The organism is Mesonia aestuariivivens (genome assembly GCF_019311235.1).
GTDB classification, from domain to species: Bacteria; Bacteroidota; Bacteroidia; order Flavobacteriales; family Flavobacteriaceae; genus Mesonia; species Mesonia aestuariivivens.
Genome location: NZ_JAHWDF010000016.1, coordinates 12,925 through 34,027, shown reverse-complemented (window position 1 = coordinate 34,027; position 21,103 = coordinate 12,925). Strand labels below are relative to the sequence as shown.

Here is a 21,103-nt window from a genome sequence, read left to right as displayed (position 1 = left end):
ATGTTTTTTAGTCTCTTGCTCTTTTTCCTTTTTGAGATTTAGATCCTACTCTAGACATTGCATTTCTGAACCCAATATAGTCTGTTGCCATATCTTGTGGGAAGTATCTTCTTTGTGCTGGGTCTAAGAAATAAGCTCTATCTCTCCAAGAACCACCTTTAAATACTCTTACTTCGTTATCAATTAAAGTAGTTCTGTTAGAATTGGTGTCGTATTGTCTGTCTAAACCTTGTGATGTTCCTGTAGAATCTTTGACGGCAGTTACGGAGTGTTCTGGTGAGTTATACATTCTTTTAGCTTCGCTGCTATTATTCATGTAACCTCTAGAAGAAGCTCTGTCTCCATCTCTAAAGTCTCTATTGTCGCTTTCAGAGAATTGTGTTCTTAAGTAAGTGTCTTCAGTATTTACAGCTTCTTGTTTAATTTGTCCTGGTAAAGTTCTGGCTATAATGCTACCGTTACTTAATGTGTCAAAAACAATAGAGTCTGAAGTTACTATCTTTACAGTTCCGTCTTTATTAATGGCGTTTTTAGTATACACATTTCCACGGAAATAATTAAAGTCGTTAAATTCGTTATCGATAATAGGTCTGTAAACATCGGCAACCCATTCAGCTACATTTCCAGCCATATCATATAATCCAAAATCATTTGGAGGGTAAGTTTTTATTTCTGCAGTAATATCTGCGCCATCGTCACTCCAGCCTGCAATACCACCGTAGTCACCATTGCCTTGTTTGAAGTTTGCTAATTGATCACCTCTCTTTTTTCTACCACCTTGTCTTGTATATTGACCGTCCCAAGGATATTTTTTTCTTCCTCTGTATTGATTGTACTCTCTAATTCCTGAAAGTCCAAGAGCTGCATATTCCCATTCAGCTTCAGTTGGTAAGCGGTAAGCAGGTAGTAATACTCCGTCTTTGCGTTGTACGAAATTATGAACAGTATCTTCTTTGATGACTTGTGTTAATCTTTCATTGTTTCTTCCTTTACTTAAAGAGTCATTTCCTCCGTAAACTTTAGAAGGAGCATTGATGTATGTTTCGGTATTGAAAGTGTTTTCAGCATCCGCTCCATATTTTGCGCCGTCTTCAAGATAGCCTTTTTGTTCTAACTGCAATTCATTTACACGATCAGTTCTCCATTTACTAAATTCTGTAGCTTGAATCCAATTAACTCCAACAACCGGGTAATTTTGATAAGCCGGGTGGCGAAGGTAGTTATTGGTCATCGTTTCATTATAGCCTAAGCGGTTTCTCCATACCAAGGTATCAGGAAGTGCACCTTTGTAGATGTTAGCGTATTTTTTTTCTGTAGGAGGAAAGGTGAATTTTAACCAGTCTAAATATTGAAGATACATTCTATTGGTAACTTCAGTTTCATCCATATAAAAGGATTGTACGTGTTGTTGGGTTGGGGTGTTGTTCCAGTCGTGCATAACATCATCTTGAACACGTCCCATGGTAAAAGTACCTCCTTCAACAAAAACAAGTCCAGGACCTGTTTCTTGACCTTTGTAGTCGGTTTGGTATTTCATAGAGCCATCTCTTCCGTCTAGTCTCCATCCGGTAGCTCGTGAGTTGTCTTTGTAGTCTTTGGACTTGTTACAGCTTACTACACTAGTAGCAATAGCAACAAATAACATAGTTTTAAGAGCAAAATTAAATCTCATAATCCTCAATATGTTTGTAAAATTTGGGTTCGCAATATAGTAATTAACGCTAAATTAACAACAATCTTTTGAGATTTAACGTTAAAGCTTAAAAATTCTTGTGTTATAATAACGTATATATTACATTATTATTACTTTCTTCAAATAAAAAAGTATTTTTGAAAAATTAAATATAATACAATTATTTAAAATTCGTTATTTCTATTGATGAAGTTTACTTTTAGCCTATTTTTTTTTATGATTTGCTACGTCAGTTTGGCTCAGCAAAAATCGTTTTCTATAAATTGGAAAGCCTTTGATGCCTCTGTTGCTAGTGATGAGTCTAATGTTGATGCTGCAGAGATTTCAAAATTATCTTATAATTCTTATGAGAAAATTTTTGTTTACCAAAATAGGTGGAGAGAAAATCAAGGATTGCGTAATTTTAATATTTCTCAAGTAGAATTAATTCCTGCTTCTGCTGCAATTTTAGAAAAATTAGAAGGTCAAAAAGTTTTAGATAATTATTCGTTAGAATATTTTCCTGTAAAGGCAAGAGGGGTGACTTATGCGTCTATTGCAATTAATCCCGTGGTGAAGAAAAACGGAATTATTCAACTGGTTAAATCTTTTGTGGTTACCTACCAAGCTGGTAATGTGACAGCTAGAAATAGTGAATTTACAAACTTCAATACGCTTTCTAATTCTATTTTTTCAACTGGAAATTGGTATAAATTTTATATAGATCAAACAGGAGTTCAGAAAATTACAAAAGATTTTTTATCTAGTTTAGGGATGGATGTTTCTTCCATAGATCCTAATCTTTTAAAAATTGTAGGTCATGGGGGTGAAATGTTACCGCTTCTTAATGCTGAAAATGAGTTTTATGATCCGCCAGAAGTTTCTATAAAGATAGTAGGTGGTGAAGATGGAAGTTTTGATGCGGGTGATTATATTTTGTTTTATGGAACTGCTGCCGATGGTCAATGGAACGATGAGAGTGATACCAATTTAAACTTGTATGCAGAGCGGTCTTATTATTATGTTTCTGCAGATGGTGCTACAGGGAATAGAGTAGGAATATATAGTGAACCAGCGGGTAGTGCATCTCAAACGATCACTACTTTTGATGATCGTCAATATTATGAAGTAGACGATTATAATGTAGCTAATTTAGGTAGACGCTGGGTAGGAGATCGTTTTGATTTTGAAAATGAACGAACTTATGAGTTCAATTTTCCAAATTTAGTGCAGTCTGAGCCTATTCAAGTTGAAGTTTACGGAGTTGGAGTTTCAGAGGTAAATACAAGTTTAAATTATTCTTTAAATGGGACAGACTTAGGGAGTTTAAATTTTTCATCTATATCCGACAATAGATATGCAAGCGGAAGGTCTGGTGAATATAATACAACCGTAAATAGTGATGATCTTGAAGTGACCGTCACTTATAATAATAGTGGTAACCCAGCAAGTGTTGCTTATTTAGATTATATTAACATTTCTGTTAAAAGAAATTTAATAGCAAGTAATCGTCAGTTTAAGTTTAAAAATCAAGAGGTAGCTTTAAATTCAGGTGTCGGCGAGTATGTAATTCAAAATGCAGCTCAAATTTTAGAAGTGTGGGATGTAACTAATCCTCAGCAAGTGTTGAGAATTCCTAATGCAAATTCCGTAGAAACTTTCTCTTTTAAAGTAAACCTTGGAGAAGTAAGAGAATACGTTGCTTTAGTAGGAGCTAATTTTTATTCGCCTAAAAAAGAAGGCAAATCGTTAGTTAATAATGTTAACCTTAAGGGTAATGTGTTTCTTACTAACGGAAATGAGCAGGATGTAGATTATTTAATGGTGACCTCTTCATTATTATTCTCTCAAGCTACACGTTTAGCAGAATATAGAGCGCAAAAAGATGACTTGAATATAAAAGTAGTCAAGCTAGAAGAAATTTATCAAGAGTTTAATTCTGGTAAACAAGATGTTTCAGCAATTAGAAATTTTGTAAAATATATTTATGATAATGCTGTTAATTCATCTTCGAAAATAAAGTACCTCTGTTTGTTTGGAGATGCTTCTGTAGATTATAAAGATAGATTGCAAAATAATAATAATGTTGTCCCAACTTATGAGCGTTTAAACGGTTTTTCATCTGGATCTGCATCTTATGCTTCCGATGATTTTTATGGAATGATGGATGCTGGAGAAACCGTTAATAATGGAATGTTAGATATTGCAATAGGTAGAATTCTAGCCGATAGTCCAGCAACTGCAAAAACTTTGGTCGATAAAATTATTGCATATGAGAATGAAGATTCTTACGGAGCGTGGCGAAATAATTTTGTTTTAATTTCTGACGATGCAGATGAAAGTGGTGCCGCTGGTTATGGTTTGCAAGTACAACTTGATGCTATAGGTGATGATATTTCTACAAATAAGCCATTTATTAATGTGAAGAAAATACATAGTGATGCCTTTCAGCAAATATCTTCAGCAGGTGGTTTTCGTTATCCTGAAGTGAACAAAAGCATCACAGAAGCTGTAGAAGTTGGAGCTGCTGTGGTAAATTATTTTGGTCATGGCGGTGAAAATGGATTAGCTGCAGAACGAATTGTTACAGTAGAAGACATTGTAAGTTGGAAAAACACCAATAAGTACAACCTCTTTGTGACGGTAACCTGTGAATTTACAAGGTTTGATAATCCTGCACGTCTTTCACCTGGAGAATATAATTTATTAAATAATCAAGGGGGGTCTGTGGCTATGGTTACAACCACTCGGTCAATTTTGGTAAGTACAGGAACTAATTTTAATAACTTAATAGCTCCTTATTTATTTAATTATGCAGGCGGTGACGACTCGGTTGCAGAAGCGGTTAGAAAAGCTAAAAATGATATTGGTGGTCTAGATGTGCGGGTGGTCTTTTATTTTGGAGATCCTGCTATGAAACTACAATTAGCAGAACCGCAAATTAAATTAACTACCATCAATGAGTTGCCGGTCTCACAAACTGCAGATACTTTAAAAGCATTGAGTTATGTAAAGTTGGGGGGGGAAGTGCAAGATCAAAACGGGAATTTATTAACTAACTATAACGGAGATTTAGCCACTAGTATTTTCGATAAACGAATAGATAGAAATACGCTAAATAATGATGGGCAGGGAGTTTTTGAATTTACCACTTTGGGAGAAATCGTTTTTAGAGGTAACGCATCTGTAAATAACGGGAAATTCAATTTTGATTTTGTGGTGCCTAAAGATATAGCTATTCCAGTAGGTAGTGGTCGTATTAGTTTTTATGCAAAAAAAAATAACGTTTTACAAGATCAGCGCGGTTATGATAATGAGTTATTGATAGGAGGAATAAATGAAAATGCTCCCGAAGATAATATTGGTCCAGAAATTCAGTTATATATGAATGATGAAAGTTTTGTTTCTGGAGGAATTACAAACAATGAGCCTATTTTATTAGTTAAACTAAGTGATGAAAACGGAATTAACACCGCTAGTGGTATAGGCCATGATTTAGTTGCAATTTTAGATGGAGATGAAACCGAACCTTTTGTTGTGAATGATTATTACGAGACAGAATTAGACGATTATACCAAAGGGACCGTTAATTATAAGTTGCGAGATTTAGAAGAAGGTTTACATACCTTAAGTTTTAAAGCTTGGGATGTCTATAATAATTCGAGCATTGCCGAAATTCAATTTAGAGTTTCAGCAGATGATGAGTTAAAAATAGATCGGGTTTTAAATTATCCTAATCCCTTTCATAATTATACGGAGTTTTGGTTCAATCATAATCGTCCTTATGAACCGCTTGAGGTACAAGTGCAAGTATTGACAGTTTCAGGAAAAATTGTATGGACAAAAAATCAAACCATCACCACAGATGGATTTTTGGCTCGAGAAATTACGTGGAATGGAAAAGATGATTTTGGTGATGCTATAGGAAAAGGAGTTTACATATATAAGTTAACGGTAAAATCTACGTTAACCAATAAGAAAGTAGAGAAATTTGAAAAACTCGTCATTCTGTAGTTAAATAAAAATATATATTTGCGAATTATTGAATATTACTTATGAAAAATACATTTTTACTTTTATTAGGAGTTACATTTATTAGCATGAATATGTATGCGCAAAGTGAAAATCCTCCTTCACATAGGCCAAGTGATCGTGTAATTACTACCGCAGTACCTTTTTTGCTAATCTCTGGTGATGCACGAGCATCAGGTATGGGAGATCAAGGGGTGGCTACATCGCCAGATGCTTTTTCTCAACAATGGAACCCTTCAAAATTTGCGTTTGCAGAAATGAAAAACGGGATAGGTTTTTCTTATGTACCTTATTTAAGAGAATTAGTGAATGATATTAATATCGCACAACTCAGTTACTTTAATAGAATTTCAGAACGAAGTGCTGTAGCGGGGAGTTTTCGTTATTTTAGTCAAGGTGAGGTAGAACTGAGAAATAGTGCTCAAGATGTGGGTAGAACAGTGAAGCCTAACGAGCTTGCTTTAGATTTAACTTATGCATTAAGATTAAGTGAACGCTTTTCTATGGCAGTTACTGGGCGTTATATTCGTTCAGATCTCAGAATACCTACAGATAACGTAGATGCGAGTTCAGCTAATAGTTTTGCGGCAGATGTTTCTGCTTTCTACCAGAGTGAAGAAATACCTTATCGTGATTTTAACGGTCGCTGGCGTGCTGGGGTTAATATTTCTAATATTGGTCCAAAAATAAAATACGATGATGCGGGTTCAGAAAACTTTTTACCTACTAACTTTAAAGCGGGTGCTGGATTCGATTTTATTTTAGACCCAGATAATACAATTGGGGTCTATGCTGAAATTAATAAATTGTTAGTACCAACACCTAAAAAACCAAATTACCAAGATTTAGACGGTGATGGTTTGTATAGCCAAGATGAGATTAATGTTGCAGAAAATGAAGCAATAGAAGATTATCAAAGTGAGAGCGCTATCGGATCTATATTTTCTTCTTGGGGAGATGCTCCAGATGGGATGAGCGAAGAATTAAAAGAAATTACTTGGGCTTTAGGAGCTGAATATTGGTATAGAGAAAGCTTTGCTTTAAGATTAGGTTATTTTAACGAGAGTGAAGTTAAAGGATTTAGAAAATTTTTAAGTTTAGGTGCTGGTTTTAGATACAATGCTATAGATATAGATGCGTCATACTTATTTTCTACCGCAAAAGCGGTACAAAGTCCTTTAGAAGGAAGTTTGCGTTTTAGTTTAACCTTTAATTTTGGAGACACTTACAACGAAAGGTAGGCTTAGTTATTCATAAAATAGATAAACAAAAAAGCACCTAATTTTTATTCGGTGCTTTTTTGTTTATCTTGTTCTTTTAATTTAAATTCTATGATAGAAAAACAATTTACCGCTTCTTATCAAATTTATGATCATCTAGAAGAGATGAACCAAGAAGATATCAAACTTATGAAGCAAGCAGCTGAAGCTAGAAATAATGCTTATGCTCCTTATTCTAAATTTATGGTAGGTGCGGCAATATTAATGGCTAACGGAAAGGTAGTTATTGGTAGTAACCAAGAAAATGCTGCTTATCCTTCGGGACTATGTGCTGAGCGTAATGCTATCTACCAAGCGGGAGCTTTGTACCCTAATGAAAAAATAGAAGCAATTGCAATTACAGTGAAATCTCAGAAAAAGAAGGTGATTGTTCCTGCGGCACCATGTGGGGCGTGTAGACAGGCAATTGCAGAATATGAGTTTAAACAAGAGCACCCCATAAAAATTATGTTTATGGCAGAAATAGGTAAGGTGATTAAAGTAAATGCTCTTTTAGATATTTTGCCTTTGGCCTTCGACGGTTCTTCTTTGTAAAAATTACCTTTAATTAATTTAAAAGAGTTTTCTTATGAAGACTTATTATCTTATTTTTGTATTTCGCAATTTTTTTGAGCGTAATAAATACGATATTCATGAAAGAAATAACTAAAGACACTTACCTTAATTGGTACGAAGAAATGCTCTTCTGGCGTAAATTTGAAGATAAATTAGCCCAAGTATATATTCAACAGAAAGTACGTGGTTTCTTACACCTTTATAATGGTCAAGAAGCAATTTTAGCTGGTTCCCTGCATGCAATGGAATTAGGTAAAGACCGCATGATAACCGCTTACCGTAATCACGTTCAGCCAATTGGTATGGGAGTAGATCCTAGGCGAGTAATGGCTGAATTGTATGGGAAAAAGACAGGTACTTCTATGGGACTTGGAGGTTCAATGCATATTTTTTCTAAAGAGAAAAATTTCTTTGGAGGTCATGGTATCGTAGGAGGGCAAATCCCTCTAGGTGCAGGTATGGCATTTGGAGATAAATACTTCAAAAGAGATAATGTAACCCTTTGCTTCTTTGGAGATGGTGCAGCACGTCAAGGTACACTTCACGAAGCATTTAACATGGCAATGAACTGGAAATTACCAGTTGTTTTCTGTGTAGAAAATAATGGGTATGCTATGGGGACTTCTGTTAAAAGAACAGCGAGTCATGAAGATATTTGGAAACTTGGTTTAGGTTATGAAATGCCTTGTGGTCCTGTAGATGCAATGAATCCTGAAAAAGTTGCTGAAGCGATGGATGAAGCCATCTCAAGAGCACGTTCTGGCGAAGGACCAACGTTCTTAGATTTAAAAACATATCGTTACCGAGGACACTCGATGAGTGATGCTCAAAAGTACAGAACGAAAGACGAAGTAAAAGAATACCAAAAAATAGATCCAATCACTCAGGTTTTAGATAAAATTAAAGAGAACGATTGGGCGAGCGAAGACGAAATTAAAGAAATCGATCAGCGTGTGAAAGACAGGGTGAAAGAGTGTGAACAGTTTGCTGATGAGTCAGACTTCCCAGACAAAAACATCATGTACGACGTGGTTTACGAACAAGAAGATTATCCGTTTTTATCTCATAAATTATAAAAAAATATTATGGCTGAAGTAATTAATATGCCACGGCTAAGTGATACCATGGAAGAAGGTGTTGTCGCGCAATGGCTGAAGAAAAAAGGTGATAAAGTAGAAGAAGGTGATATTTTAGCTGAAATTGAAACCGATAAAGCCACCATGGAGTTTGAGTCTTTTTACGAAGGGACACTATTGCATATAGGAGTTGAAGAAGGAGAGGGAGCTCCGGTAGATTCTTTATTAGCAATTATCGGTGAAGAAGGTGAAGATATTTCAGATTTGATAGGCGGTAAAAACGAAAAGAAAGAATCTTCACAAGATGAAGAAAATTCTGACAATGAAGAAAACGAAGAAGATACAGAGAGTGATGCTTCAGACTCAGAAATGCCTGATGGTGTAGAGGTGGTTACTATGCCACGTCTTTCAGATACCATGGAAGAAGGTACTGTTGCTTCTTGGTTAAAACAAGAAGGAGATGAGGTAGAAGAAGGAGAAATTTTAGCTGAAATTGAAACCGATAAGGCTACGATGGAGTTTGAATCTTTCTATTCTGGTACGTTATTACATATTGGTATTCAAGAAGGAGAAGGCGCACCGGTAGATTCTTTATTGGCAATTATTGGCCCAAAAGGAACCGATGTTTCTGGATTTTTAGAAAATGCGAAATCTGGAGTGAAATCTTCAGATAAAAAGAAATCTTCTACCAAGAAAGAATCTTCAGATAAAGAAAAATCTAAAGAGTCAACTTCAGAAAATAAATCAGAAGAAACGTCAAGTTCATCTTCAAATGATGGCGGAAGAATTTTTGCTTCTCCATTAGCGAAGAAAATGGCAGAAGAAAAAGGCATCAATTTAAATGATGTTGATGGTTCTGGTGAAAATGGAAGAATTGTAAAGAAAGATATTGAAAGCTTTAAACCTTCTCAAAAATCTGCACCAGCAGCTAAAAAAGAAGAAAAATCTTCAGAAGCTCCAGCGGTGCAAACTTATACTCCAGCAGGAGAAGAAAGTTTTGAAGAAATTAAAAACTCGCAAATGCGTAAAACCATTGCGAAGCGTCTTTCAGAATCTAAATTTAATGCTCCTCATTATTACTTAACGATAGAAGTAGATATGGAGAATGCAATGGCTTCTAGAAAACAAATTAACGCAATGCCAGAGGTGAAAGTATCATTTAATGATATGGTGATTAAAGCTTCTGCAATGGCATTACGTAAACACCCACAGGTAAATTCTCAATGGACGGCAGATCAAATGAAGATCGCAAAACATATTCATATGGGAGTTGCAGTAGCGGTAGATGAAGGTCTAGTAGTGCCAGTATTGAAGTTTGCAGATCAAATGCAAATGACGCAAATTGGAGCTAACGTAAAAGATCTTGCAGGTAAAGCTCGTAATAAAAAGCTTCAGCCTAAAGAAATGGAGGGTAGTACTTTTACGGTTTCTAACTTAGGGATGTTTGGTATTCAAGAGTTTACTAGCATTATTAATCAACCTAATTCAGCTATTTTGTCTGTAGGCGCTATTGTTGAAAAGCCAGTAGTAAAAGAAGGGCAAATTGTAGTAGGTAATACTATGAAGCTTACTTTAGCTTGTGATCATAGAACTGTAGATGGCGCAACTGGTGCTCAGTTTTTACAAACCTTAAGAACTTATTTAGAGAATCCAGTGACTATGTTGGCATAAGCTAACTAAATTTATAAAAATAAAATCCCGTTTAACCAACGGGATTTTTTTATATTTATTTTTATGAGAAAAATACTTTATATTTTAGGTTTTATTGGGGCTGTAGGTTGTGCGCAATCTCATCGGGAAAACAAAGAGCATAATTATCAAATTTCAGAAGCAGCTATAGAGGCAAATTTAAATTACTTAGCGTCAGATGAGTTAAAGGGTAGAAAGTTTGGTTCAGAAGAAATTAATACCGCTGCTAATTACGTAGAAGAGATTTATAAAAAACACAACATTAAACCTTATTACAAAACCTATAGAGATAGTTTTAGCCATCGAGGTAAATCAGGCTTTAACCTTATAGCCATTAAAGAAGGTAGCGACCCGGTGCTTAAAAATGAAATTATTATTTTGGGCGCGCATTATGATCATATTGGTGTTGTAGTTGAAGCAAAACAAGTAAATCAAGATTCTATCGCTAATGGCGCTAACGATAATTCTGCTGGCACGGTATCGGTATTAGAATTAGCTAAATACTTTTCTACTGTAGAAACTAAACGAAGTTTAATGTATGTGCTTTTTTCTGCAGAAGAAGAGGGATTAATCGGTTCAAAACATCTAGCAAAAAGACTGGCAGAAGAAAAGGTACCGATTTATGTTATGTTAAATTTTGAAATGATTGGAGTGCCATTAGAAAACGTAAATTATACCGCATATTTAACAGGGTTCGAGAATTCTAATCTAGCTGAAAAGTTTAATAAATACGCCGATGCCGAAGTGTTTGGTTTTTTTGAAAAAGCCAAGGAATTTCAATTATTTAAGAGAAGCGATAATTTTCCTTTTTATCAAGAAATGAATATTCCTGCACAAACTTTATGCACTTTCGATTTTTCTAATTATCCATATTATCACCACGTGAGTGACGAAGCAAAATTAATGGATGTTACGCATATGAAAAATTTGGTGGAGCAAGTAATTCCTGGAATCGAAGGAATGGCGAATTCTACCGAAAAAGAAATTCAATTGAACGAAAAAAAATAAAATTCGTTATGAAAAGAGTTATTATTACAGGTACAAGCCGGGGAATAGGTTTTGAAATGGTTCAGCTTTTGGCGCAACAAGATTGTGAAATTTTAGCCCTGTCAAGAAATGACCAACCCGTAAAAGATTTAAACTTAGTAAATGTTACCACTTTACCTTTTGATCTATCATCAACGGAAGATTTAACTAAAGTAGAATTTTTTTTAAACGAAAACTGGAAAAGTGTAGACGTGTTAATTAACAATGCAGGGAAATTAGTTAATAAAAATTTTGAAGAAATTACTTCAGAAGAATTGCTGTCTGTTTATCAAACCAATGCTATCGGTGCTTTTCAGTTAATTCAAAAAGTAGTTCCTTTTATGGGGTCTAAGGGTCATGTGGTTAATATTAGCACCATGGGTGGTGTACAGGGTAGTGTTAAGTTTCCTGGTTTAGCAGCTTATAGTTCTAGTAAAGCTGCGATGATAACATTAACTGAGTTACTAGCTGAAGAGTATAAAGAAAAAGGTCCGGCTTTTAATGTTTTGGCTTTGGGAGCGGTAAAAACTGAAATGCTTGCAGAGGCTTTTCCTGGTTACGAACCTCCAACCACTGCAAAAGAAATGGCATCTTATATTGCTAATTTTGCATTAACAGGTCATCAGTTTTATAATGGTAAATTATTACAGGTATCAAACTCAACGCCGTAAGTGAAAGAAATTTTAAATAAATACCTTCCCGAGCGTGCTGTTGAACCTGCCTTCGAGTTAATTGTTACTCATGGAATTTATCTTAAAATTGTAAATGAAAGAAAAACTAGGCACGGTGATTATCGAAAAAAAAACGGAATTGCACAAATTACTGTAAATGCTAATTTGAATTCGTACCGTTTTTTAATTACATTAGTACATGAAATTGCTCACGCTGTGGCTTTTGAAAAGTATGGACGACTTATTAAACCTCACGGTAAAGAGTGGAAGTATACTTTTCAACAATTAATGTTGCCATTTATAAATCCGGGTATTTTCCCAGAACAGGTGTTGCCATTAGTTGCGAATCATTTTAGAAATCCGAAAGCGAGTAGTGATACAGATGCTAAACTTTCTGTAGCGTTAAAGCAATTTGATTCACAGAATAATAAGAATTATATTTTTGAAATTCCCTATGGTAGTATTTTTAGACTTGATAATGGTAGGGTTTTTAAAAAAGGAAGAAAACGCATTAAGCGGTATGAATGTCAAGAGGTGTCTTCAGGAAGTGTTTATATTTTTCAGCCTCACGTAGAAGTAGAATTGGTAAAAGTGGTATAACTATGAATAGGAATAAAAATTATTATGCAATATTAATGGCTGGCGGTGTAGGTTCACGCTTTTGGCCCGTGAGTAAAAAAAAGCTGCCTAAACAGTTTCATGATATTTTAGGAACAGGGGAAACCCTTATTCAGCGTACTTTTAAAAGACTGTCAAAACTTATACCAGAAGAAAATATACTTATTCTCACTAATGGAATGTATAATGATTTGGTTAAAAATCAACTTCCTATGGTGACTGATAATCAAATTATACTAGAACCTGTAATGAGAAATACGGCACCTTGTATTTTACTTTCGGCTTTAAAAATTCAGAAACAAAATGAAGATGCTATTATGGTGGTAGCTCCTAGCGATCACTGGATAGAAGATGAAGACGCCTTTGTAAATGATTTGCAAATTGCGTTTGATGCTTGCCAGCGACAAGACGATTTATTAATGACTTTAGGGATTCAACCCACATTTCCACATACAGGTTACGGTTATATTCAACACAAAGAACAAACTTCAGTTATCAATAAAGTGGTTAATTTTAAAGAAAAACCAGATTACCATACCGCCAAAAATTACCTATCTTCAGGAAATTATTTATGGAATGCAGGAATATTTATATGGAGTGCAAAAGCGATTACCGCTGAATTTAAAAAGCACGCATCAGCAATGTATGAAATTTTTGCAGAAGGTAAATCGTATTACAATACCACACAAGAACAGCGTTTTATAAACGAAAATTATGAAGATGCTGAAAACATCTCTATCGATTATGCCATTATGGAAAAGGCAGAAAATGTATGTGTGATTCCTGCAAGTTTCGATTGGAATGATTTAGGATCTTGGGGAGCTTTACACGACGAACTCGAACGGGATGAACATGAAAATGTTATTATTAATGCCAAAAGTATCTTAGATAATGCTTCTAATAATATCGTAAGAACTTTAGGTAATAAATTAGTAGTTTTAAAAGATATTGATAATTATATTATTGTAGAAGACGAAGAAGTATTATTGGTTTATCCTAGAGGTGATGAACAAGGAATTAAAAATGTTAGAAATCTAGCAAAAGAAAAATTTGGTGAAGACCTTATTTAGTGAATGAAAGAAGAATTAAACAACAATACAGATGAGTCTGCCTCTAAGTCTGAAAAGTTAACTAAAGATTTAAAAGGTACTTTTGGAAGTTTTAAAAGCTTTCTTTCAGATTTATTAGACATAAGAAGTGATACTGATCGCGATTCTACCATAGAAGCGGTTAAGAAAGATATAACCTTTAAAGGCCATAATGCTTGGATTCTTATCTTCTCTATTTTTGTAGCTTCTATAGGGTTAAATGTAAGTAGCACTGCTGTGATTATTGGAGCGATGCTTATTTCTCCTTTAATGGGTCCAATTGTAGGCATTGGATTATCTGTAGCGATTAATGATGTAGATACCTTAAAGCGTTCGCTAATCAATTTAGGCGTTATGGTAACGTTAAGTGTTCTTACCGCATTTCTTTATTTCTGGATTTCACCTTTAACGGGGAGTAATGCAGAATTAGAAGCCAGAACATATCCTACAATTTTAGATGTTTTAGTGGCTATTTTTGGAGGTTTAGCGCTTATCGTGGCTAAGACTAAAAAAGGAACTATTGCTAGCGTTATTTTTGGTGTAGCGATTGCTACGGCTTTAATGCCGCCTTTATGTACGGTAGGTTATGGCTTGGCTCAAGGCAATCTTTCTGATGCAGGGGGAGCCTTATACTTATTTTCTATCAATGCTACTTTTATAGCGCTTTCTACCTTTGTTGTCTCAAAATTGTTGGGTTTTCCTTTAGTGAAATATGCCAATTCTAAAAGAAGAAGAATTATTGCGCAGGCAGCTTCTATCATTGCAATTATTGTTATGGTACCTAGTATTTATTTGTTTTATAATATGTTAAAAGAGTCTTACTTCAAGCAAGATGCAACTCGGTTTGTAGAAGAAGAACTCCTAATCTATAAAGATTCTTATCTGCAGAAAAATTCAACGGTATTTGAATATAGTGGTGGTAATGATCCTAAAATTGAAGTGTCTTTTTTAGGGAAAGAAATACCAAATTCTGTAATTGGGTTATGGCGTGAGAAAATGAAAAAATATAAAAATTTAGACGGAGCCTCTTTAATTATTCTTCAGAATGAAAATACAGAATCTTACGATAAATTGCAGTATATGCATGAATTTAAACGAAGAGATTCTTTGAGTATACTTAACAAAGATGAACGTATTTCTTATTTAGAAACAGAACTCAGTAAACTTTCAAAGTTCGCTAAGCATCAAATTCCTTTTCGTCAAATTAGTAATGAGGCTAAAATTAATTATGACGGTCTAGTAACATTTAGTTATGCTGACCAGATAATTTCGAATTTTAGTCAATTAGATACTGTTGCCGAGTTTAAAGTGGTTTGGGCAGATTCTATACCAACTAAAGTTGTGGTTAATAATGATAGGAAACTGAAAGAGTGGTTAAAATATAAATTATCGTTAGACACACTTATTTTTAGTTCGGTAACTTTGCCTAAGCAAAAGTTGATAAAGAAGAAAAAAATGAATTAAATTCCTTTTAATTGTGCTTTTCTTACTTTTTTGAATAACTCTGAAGAATAAACAAAATCGGTAAGTGATTTATCTTCAGATTTATAAATTTCATCTTTCGATCCATTCCAAGCTAAATTTCCATCTTTTAGATAGACTATATTTTCACCAATCTCTAATACCGAATTCATATCGTGGGTATTAATAACGGTTGTAATATCATATTCTTTAGTAATTTCTTGAATAAGATTATCGATGAGAATGGCAGTTTTAGGATCTAGGCCAGAATTAGGTTCATCACAAAAAAGGTATTCTGGTCTATTAACAATAGCTCTAGCAATAGAAACTCTTTTTTGCATTCCTCCACTAATTTCAGATGGAAATTTATGGTTTACATTTTCTAGATTTACACGCTGTAATACTTCTTGTACACGGTCCATCATTTCAGATTTTTTCTGTTTTGTGAACATACGTAAAGGGAACATCACATTTTCTGCAATGGTCATAGAATCAAATAAAGCTCCCCCTTGAAATACCATTCCCATTTTCTGCCTTAAATCACGCTGTGTTTCATTATCTAAGCTAGAATATGCTTTGCCGTTGTATTCTATAGTTCCGTCGGTGGGTTCAAATAAACCCAAAAGACACTTTAAAAAGACGGTTTTTCCTGCTCCAGACTGACCAATTATTAAGTTGGTTTTTCCTTTATAGAATTCAGTATTAATTCCTTTTAGAATTTCTTCTTGTCCAAAACTTTTATGTAGATTTTTAACTTCAATCATTAGCTTAGTAATAGCTGTGTTAGCACATAGTTAGTGATAATTAAAACTACACTGGTCCAAACAAACGCAGTGGTACTTGCTTTACCTACTTCTAGAGCGCCTCCTCTCATATAATAACCGTGGTAAGCTGGTATGGTAGATAATATAATGGCAAAAACAAAGGTTTTTATAAAAGCATAGATCAAATGAAAATCTATAAAATCGTTTTGCAAACCATTTAAAAATTGTTCTCCTGGTACAAAGCCTCCAAGAACTCCCGCAGCATAAGCACCTGCAATACCTACAAACATAGAAATAGCAATGACAAACGGGTATAAAAGCATAGCTATAATCTTAGGGAAAATAAGATAATTGGCAGAATTTATTCCCATCACCTCTAAGGCATCAATTTGCTCCATAACTCTCATTGTACCAATACTAGAGGTAATGTTAGAACCTACTTTACCTGCCATAATGATAGAGATAAAGGTTGGAGAAAATTCTAAAATAATAGATTGCCTTGCTGTAAAAGCGATTAGACTTTTAGGAATAAGCGGGTTATTAAGGTTTAATGCGGTTTGAATGGTAACTACACCTCCAATAAAAAAAGAAATAAAAATAACAATCCCTAATGAACTGATAATTAAATCATCTACTTCTTTAAAAATTAGTCCTCTAAGCACTGAAGGCTTAGTCATTCTGCCGAATACTTTCTTCAGCATTATAAAATATTCACCTATATCATGAAGGTATTTCATTCACACAGTTTTTGTAAAACTAAAATAGAAAAAATTAGCACAAAAGTATTTAACTAAGAATTAATCTTTAAATGTTTTCACATGCTTATTTTTGCAGTTTAAATTTAAGATTTATTATGAAAAAAATTCAAGTTTTACTTTGGTTGAGCATTTTGTTAGTCGGTTGTAAATCTACTGAAAATACTTCAACTCCAACTCAAGTAATTAAAGATAAGTATACACTTCATGAAAATCCTAAACTAGTCGTTGGGATTGTAGTAGACCAAATGAGATACGATTACCTCAGTAGGTTTTGGGATCGTTTTAGAGACGATGGTTTTAAGCGTCTAATTACAGATGGCTATAATTGTAAAAATAATCACTATAATTATGCCCCTACAAAGACCGGACCTGGTCACGCTTCTATTTTCTCTGGTACAACTCCAAAAAATCATGGAATCATCGCTAACGATTGGTATAATAAATATGAAAAGCAAATGGTGTATTGTGCTGGAGATCCTTCGGTTAATTCTTTAGGAACAACTTCTGATGATGGAAAAATGTCTCCACACCGTATGTTAAGTACCAGTTTTGCAGACCAAAATAGATTACACACCCAGTTTCAAGGAAAAACTATTGGAGTTTCTGTAAAAGATCGTGGTGCGATTTTACCTGCGGGTCACACTGCTAATGGAGCTTATTGGTTTGAAGGTTCAACTGGCGGTAACTTCATTTCGAGTACTTATTATTTTGAAGAATTACCAACTTGGGTAAATACTTTTAATGCAGCACACCATGCAGAAAAATATTTAAAAACTTGGAACACGCTTTATCCTATAGATACTTATGCTGAAAGTGGTAGCGATCTTAATACTTATGAATATAGTTTTAAAAATAGTACTTCAGCTGAGTTCCCTTACGATTTAAAAAAATTGAGTAACGATAATGGTGGTTATAGTATTTTAAAAAATACCCCCTTCGGAAATAATTTGACTACAGATTTTGCTTTAGCAGCAATTGAAGGAGAGCAATTAGGAAAAGATGATTTCACAGATGTACTTACGCTAAGCTATTCTTGTACCGATTATGTAGGGCATAATTTTGGAGTAAATTCTAAAGAAATTGAAGATACCTATTTAAGATTAGATCAAGATATAGCAAGAGTCTTAAACTTTTTAGATGAAAATGTAGGCGAAGGGAATTATACTATTTTTTTAACCGCAGATCATGGAGCGGTAGATGTGCCTAATTATTTAAGCGCTCAAAAAATACCTTCAGGATATTTTTCAATGAGAGAGTTTAAAGAAGATGTGAAAGCCTTTTTAGGAAATGAATATGGAGCCATAGACTTAATAGAGAATATCTCTAATAATCAGGTGTTTTTTAATCACGAAAGTTTAAAAAACAGAAATATAGATGAAGCAGACTTTGCCAATCACTTAAAACGTTTCATGCTTAATTATAAACATGTTTATAAAGTATTTACTCGAGAAATGTTAGAAAACGGAACCTACCAAAATGGTATACCTGCTTTGGTGCAAAATGGGTTTAATCAAAAAAGAAGTGGTGATATCGCTTTTGAATTTGATCCTGCTTATATTTCTTATCCAGAAAAAGGTTCTACTCACGGTAGTTCATTGAGTCACGATACACACGTTCCGCTTATTTTCTTTGGTAAAGGAATCAAGAACGGAGCTACTACTGAGCGTACAGAAGTAACCGATATTGCTCCAACTATTTCTGCATTATTAGGCATTTCTTTCCCTAACGGAATGACGGGAGATGTACTCTATAAAATTATAGATAAAGAGAATTAAAAGATCTTTTCTTTTATTTTTTTCCAACGGTATTTTCTAATCCATTTGCCTTCTTCTGGACTTACCAGAGAAGGCATTTTTTTTTGTTTGGCCTGCAAGTAACCTTGTAGATAATCACTTAATAATCGAGGTTGTTTTTTACGAAAAGCTAGTTTTAAAGAAGCAATAAATGTAATTTTAAAGCCGTAGCCTAATTTATAAAAAGCTTCCCCTTGTTTAAATTTTGCAGCTTTGGTATAAGTGTTTCCGGTAGGGCGTAAATGCTTTACTTTTAAATCGGGAAGAGTTTTTATTTTCCAACCGTGATAGAGGCAGAGTAACTCATCTACTGTGTCCCAACCCATCGAAGGTTTAAGTCCTTTAATAGCTATGAAGCAATCTTTTCGATATGCTTTTAACGCTCCTCTAATATGATCTTTGTTAGTTAAATTTTCTAACTTCCAAGTTTCTTGTTTTTTAATGTAACAAAAGCCTCCTGCCATTCCTATTTTTGGATTCTGCTGAAATACTTCTGCTAAGCGTTCTAAATAATTCTTCGGAAAAATTAAGTCAGCATCATATTTACAAATAACATCGTAATGCTCATCAAGTTGCTGAAGCCCTTTATAAAAAGCATTCACAATTTTACTTCCAGGTAAATGTACCGATGAAGATGTGTTATTGAAGATTTCTATAAATGAATATCTAGCTGAAAATTTTTCAACTACGGCTAAAGTATCATCGGTAGAATTATCATTAACCACCAATATTTTTTTAGGTAAATGTGTTTGTTCAACCAACGACTGAAGTGTACTACCGATACAATTAGCTTCGTTATGAGCAGGAATTACGATATAAAAATTCATAACTTATCCCTTTCGCTTAGCATAAATTATATAATAACGAGGAGTAAATTTTCTAAGTATAGGCCTAATCCCAATTTTATTTACAGGATTTGTCCATTTCTCTCGAGATTTAATATGCCAACCTGCTTTTTCTAGCAGCCAATCAAACTGCCAGTCTTCAAACTCATGGTAATGTCTATCCCATTTTTCTTTGCCTTGGTAAGCAGGAGCAAACCATAGGCGTAATGGGATAGAGGCTACTAATTTATTGGCTTTAATTTCTCTAAGTACATTAAAAGGCGCAATGAGATGTTCAAAAATTTCAAAAGCGGTAACGAGTTCTGCTTCTGAATTTTGAACGTTTGAAAAATCAAGGTCTAAATCTTCGCCAGCTGTATTTTCAACTTCATATCCTTCGTTTTGCATGAGATTAGAAAAAGGGTTTTTTACACCTAAATCTAAGACTCTTGTTTTTTGAGGATGTACTTTTTCTAGAAAAGCTAAAGTTTTTTGATAGCGTTTATCGGGATAGGTATTTTCGTACAAAGCTTAAATTTTATAAACTAGCGCATTTAGATTCATTCCGGCGCCAACACTAGCAAATATAACTACATCTCCTTTGTTTATTTCTTGATTTTCTAATTGATTTCTTTTCACTAAGTCTAGAAGCGTAGGCAAGGTGGCTACAGAACTGTTTCCTAATTCTGCAATACTCATAGGCATTACGCCAGCTGGCATTTCTTTATCAAAAAGCTTATAGAAACGTTCGCAAATGGCTTGATCCATTTTTTCATTAGCCTGATGAATAAAAATTTTACTTACATCATCAATTCCATACCCACTTTTTTCTAAGCAAGTCTTCATCGCTTGCGGAACGTAAGAGAGTGCAAAGTTGTAAATTTTTCTCCCATTCATTTTTATGTAACGGGTTTCTTTTTTGAGCTCTTGATTATAGGAAGCTTCAAAACTTAAGTAAAAAGCTTCATCGTTAGCGTAAGTGGCACTTTCATGAGCGATAATCCCGTTATCATTTTCATCCTCAATTTTTTCAATAACTGTTGCACCCGCACCATCGCTAAAAATCATGCTGTCGCGATCGTGAGTATCTACCACGCGTGATAAGGTTTCTGCACCAATCACTAAACATTTTTTAGCAATTCCGGCTTTAATAAAAGCTTGTGCTTGAATAACACCTTCTAACCAACCTGGGCAACCAAAAACCACATCGTAACATACGCAAGAAGGGTTTTTAATCTGTAAATAGTTTTTTACTCGGCTAGCTAAACTGGGAACCGCATCACTTTGTGTGTTTTTATATTTTACGTCTCCAAAATTTTGAGCAACAATAATGTAATCTAAAGTTTCTCGATCTAAATGAGCTTCTTCTATCGCATTCTCTGCTGCAATAGAGGCCAAATTAGAAGCAGTTAAATTTTTATCTGCATACCTGCGTTCCTCTATTCCCGTGATTTTTTTGAATTTTCTAATAATTAATTCATTTTCACCGGGAATAGGAGTTCCGTCTTCATTAAGAAATTCATGATCCAAAAAGTCAGAATTTTTAACTCTGGTTTCGGGGATACAGCTGCCAACTCCTGTTATTTTTATAGACATAGTTTCTTTTTTACTCGATAACCGAGATTTGAAATTTTCGAATTAACTTCGGAATTATTATTATTTTATTTCAACTCATTTTAGATTTAACTGAACGAGCTTTACAATCTAACTACCAAACTAAGCATAAAATTTTTTAATACAATTAGAAAAGTGAATAGAATTTATTTTGTTGAAGAATTGAAAGTAAAACATTCTAA

17 protein-coding genes are annotated in these 21,103 nt (G+C 34.2%); 11 read left to right on the top strand and 6 right to left on the bottom strand.

Annotation, left to right across the window (positions count from 1 at the left end; all coding sequences use genetic code 11):
• Positions 1-7 precede the first annotated feature (7 nt).
• Entirely contained in the window at positions 8-1,672 is a 1,665-nt protein-coding gene (gldJ, locus tag KW502_RS13020; RefSeq protein ID WP_219040994.1) for a gliding motility lipoprotein GldJ, read from the bottom strand.
• A gap of 207 nt (positions 1,673-1,879) precedes the next feature.
• On the opposite strand from gldJ, the gene porU reads away from it, so the two are divergent.
• From porU to KW502_RS12970, 10 genes are all read left to right on the top strand, one after another.
• Complete coding sequence (porU, locus tag KW502_RS13015) at positions 1,880-5,686, top strand: type IX secretion system sortase PorU (RefSeq protein ID WP_219040993.1); 3,807 nt, start codon at positions 1,880-1,882, stop codon at positions 5,684-5,686.
• A gap of 41 nt (positions 5,687-5,727) precedes the next feature.
• The gene (gene porV, locus KW502_RS13010) at positions 5,728-6,945 is read left to right on the top strand and encodes a type IX secretion system outer membrane channel protein PorV (protein ID WP_219040992.1); all 1,218 of its coding nucleotides are present in this window, start codon (positions 5,728-5,730) and stop codon (positions 6,943-6,945) included.
• A gap of 90 nt (positions 6,946-7,035) precedes the next feature.
• Positions 7,036-7,518, top strand: a complete 483-nt coding sequence (cdd, locus tag KW502_RS13005; RefSeq protein WP_219040991.1) for a cytidine deaminase — start codon at positions 7,036-7,038, stop codon at positions 7,516-7,518.
• Positions 7,519-7,616: 98 nt separating this feature from the next.
• Positions 7,617-8,615, top strand: coding sequence for a pyruvate dehydrogenase (acetyl-transferring) E1 component subunit alpha (gene pdhA / locus KW502_RS13000; protein ID WP_219040990.1), 999 nt, complete (start codon positions 7,617-7,619; stop codon positions 8,613-8,615).
• Between the two features lie 9 nt (positions 8,616-8,624).
• Entirely contained in the window at positions 8,625-10,286 is a 1,662-nt protein-coding gene (locus tag KW502_RS12995; protein ID WP_219040989.1) for a pyruvate dehydrogenase complex dihydrolipoamide acetyltransferase, read from the top strand.
• A 63-nt stretch (positions 10,287-10,349) separates the two neighbouring features.
• Positions 10,350-11,312: a M28 family peptidase gene (locus KW502_RS12990; protein WP_219040988.1), complete on the top strand. Its 963-nt coding sequence runs from the start codon at positions 10,350-10,352 to the stop codon at positions 11,310-11,312.
• Between the two features lie 8 nt (positions 11,313-11,320).
• Positions 11,321-12,001 (top strand): SDR family NAD(P)-dependent oxidoreductase, encoded by a 681-nt coding sequence (locus KW502_RS12985; protein ID WP_219040987.1) that lies wholly within the window; start codon positions 11,321-11,323, stop codon positions 11,999-12,001.
• On the top strand, positions 12,002-12,601 hold the full coding sequence (locus KW502_RS12980; RefSeq protein WP_219040986.1) for a SprT-like domain-containing protein: 600 nt from the start codon (positions 12,002-12,004) through the stop codon (positions 12,599-12,601).
• Between the two features lie 2 nt (positions 12,602-12,603).
• Entirely contained in the window at positions 12,604-13,689 is a 1,086-nt protein-coding gene (locus KW502_RS12975) for a mannose-1-phosphate guanylyltransferase (RefSeq protein WP_219040985.1), read from the top strand.
• A gap of 3 nt (positions 13,690-13,692) precedes the next feature.
• Positions 13,693-15,171, top strand: coding sequence for a DUF389 domain-containing protein (locus KW502_RS12970; protein WP_219040984.1), 1,479 nt, complete (start codon positions 13,693-13,695; stop codon positions 15,169-15,171).
• Here the strand turns inward: KW502_RS12970 and KW502_RS12965 are convergent.
• Positions 15,168-15,932, bottom strand: a complete 765-nt coding sequence (locus KW502_RS12965) for an ABC transporter ATP-binding protein (RefSeq protein ID WP_219040983.1) — start codon at positions 15,930-15,932, stop codon at positions 15,168-15,170. The genes KW502_RS12970 and KW502_RS12965 overlap by 4 nt on opposite strands.
• Positions 15,932-16,669, bottom strand: a complete 738-nt coding sequence (locus KW502_RS12960) for an MlaE family ABC transporter permease (protein ID WP_219040982.1) — start codon at positions 16,667-16,669, stop codon at positions 15,932-15,934. Before KW502_RS12960 ends, KW502_RS12965 begins: the two co-directional genes overlap by 1 nt.
• A 116-nt stretch (positions 16,670-16,785) precedes the next feature.
• On the opposite strand from KW502_RS12960, the gene pafA reads away from it, so the two are divergent.
• Positions 16,786-18,465 (top strand): alkaline phosphatase PafA, encoded by a 1,680-nt coding sequence (gene pafA / locus KW502_RS12955; RefSeq protein ID WP_219040981.1) that lies wholly within the window; start codon positions 16,786-16,788, stop codon positions 18,463-18,465.
• On the opposite strand, the gene KW502_RS12950 is transcribed toward pafA, so the two are convergent.
• From KW502_RS12950 to KW502_RS12940, 3 genes are read right to left on the bottom strand one after another with little or no spacing between them, the layout of a single operon-like run.
• Entirely contained in the window at positions 18,462-19,310 is an 849-nt protein-coding gene (locus KW502_RS12950) for a glycosyltransferase family 2 protein (RefSeq protein WP_219040980.1), read from the bottom strand. The two genes, pafA and KW502_RS12950, sit on opposite strands and share 4 nt — an antisense overlap.
• Positions 19,311-19,313: 3 nt before the next feature.
• A complete protein-coding gene (locus tag KW502_RS12945; protein ID WP_219040979.1) occupies positions 19,314-19,835 on the bottom strand; it encodes a class I SAM-dependent methyltransferase in 522 nt (173 codons plus the stop codon).
• A gap of 3 nt (positions 19,836-19,838) precedes the next feature.
• On the bottom strand, positions 19,839-20,903 hold the full coding sequence (locus KW502_RS12940; RefSeq protein ID WP_219040978.1) for a 3-oxoacyl-ACP synthase III family protein: 1,065 nt from the start codon (positions 20,901-20,903) through the stop codon (positions 19,839-19,841).
• Between the last annotated feature and the right edge of the window lie 200 nt (positions 20,904-21,103).

Bases quoted from the DNA above. Each gene is read 5' to 3' on its own strand.
- gldJ (WP_219040994.1), bottom strand. From the start codon at position 1,672: ATGAGATTTAATTTTGCTCTTAAAACTATGTTATTTGTTGCTATTGCT.
- porU (WP_219040993.1), top strand. From the start codon at position 1,880: ATGAAGTTTACTTTTAGCCTATTTTTTTTTATGATTTGCTACGTCAGT.
- porV (WP_219040992.1), top strand. From the start codon at position 5,728: ATGAAAAATACATTTTTACTTTTATTAGGAGTTACATTTATTAGCATG.
- cdd (WP_219040991.1), top strand. From the start codon at position 7,036: ATGATAGAAAAACAATTTACCGCTTCTTATCAAATTTATGATCATCTA.
- pdhA (WP_219040990.1), top strand. From the start codon at position 7,617: ATGAAAGAAATAACTAAAGACACTTACCTTAATTGGTACGAAGAAATG.
- KW502_RS12995 (WP_219040989.1), top strand. From the start codon at position 8,625: ATGGCTGAAGTAATTAATATGCCACGGCTAAGTGATACCATGGAAGAA.
- KW502_RS12990 (WP_219040988.1), top strand. From the start codon at position 10,350: ATGAGAAAAATACTTTATATTTTAGGTTTTATTGGGGCTGTAGGTTGT.
- KW502_RS12985 (WP_219040987.1), top strand. From the start codon at position 11,321: ATGAAAAGAGTTATTATTACAGGTACAAGCCGGGGAATAGGTTTTGAA.
- KW502_RS12975 (WP_219040985.1), top strand. From the start codon at position 12,604: ATGAATAGGAATAAAAATTATTATGCAATATTAATGGCTGGCGGTGTA.
- KW502_RS12970 (WP_219040984.1), top strand. From the start codon at position 13,693: ATGAAAGAAGAATTAAACAACAATACAGATGAGTCTGCCTCTAAGTCT.
- KW502_RS12965 (WP_219040983.1), bottom strand. From the start codon at position 15,932: ATGATTGAAGTTAAAAATCTACATAAAAGTTTTGGACAAGAAGAAATT.
- KW502_RS12960 (WP_219040982.1), bottom strand. From the start codon at position 16,669: ATGAAATACCTTCATGATATAGGTGAATATTTTATAATGCTGAAGAAA.
- pafA (WP_219040981.1), top strand. From the start codon at position 16,786: ATGAAAAAAATTCAAGTTTTACTTTGGTTGAGCATTTTGTTAGTCGGT.
- KW502_RS12950 (WP_219040980.1), bottom strand. From the start codon at position 19,310: ATGAATTTTTATATCGTAATTCCTGCTCATAACGAAGCTAATTGTATC.
- KW502_RS12940 (WP_219040978.1), bottom strand. From the start codon at position 20,903: ATGTCTATAAAAATAACAGGAGTTGGCAGCTGTATCCCCGAAACCAGA.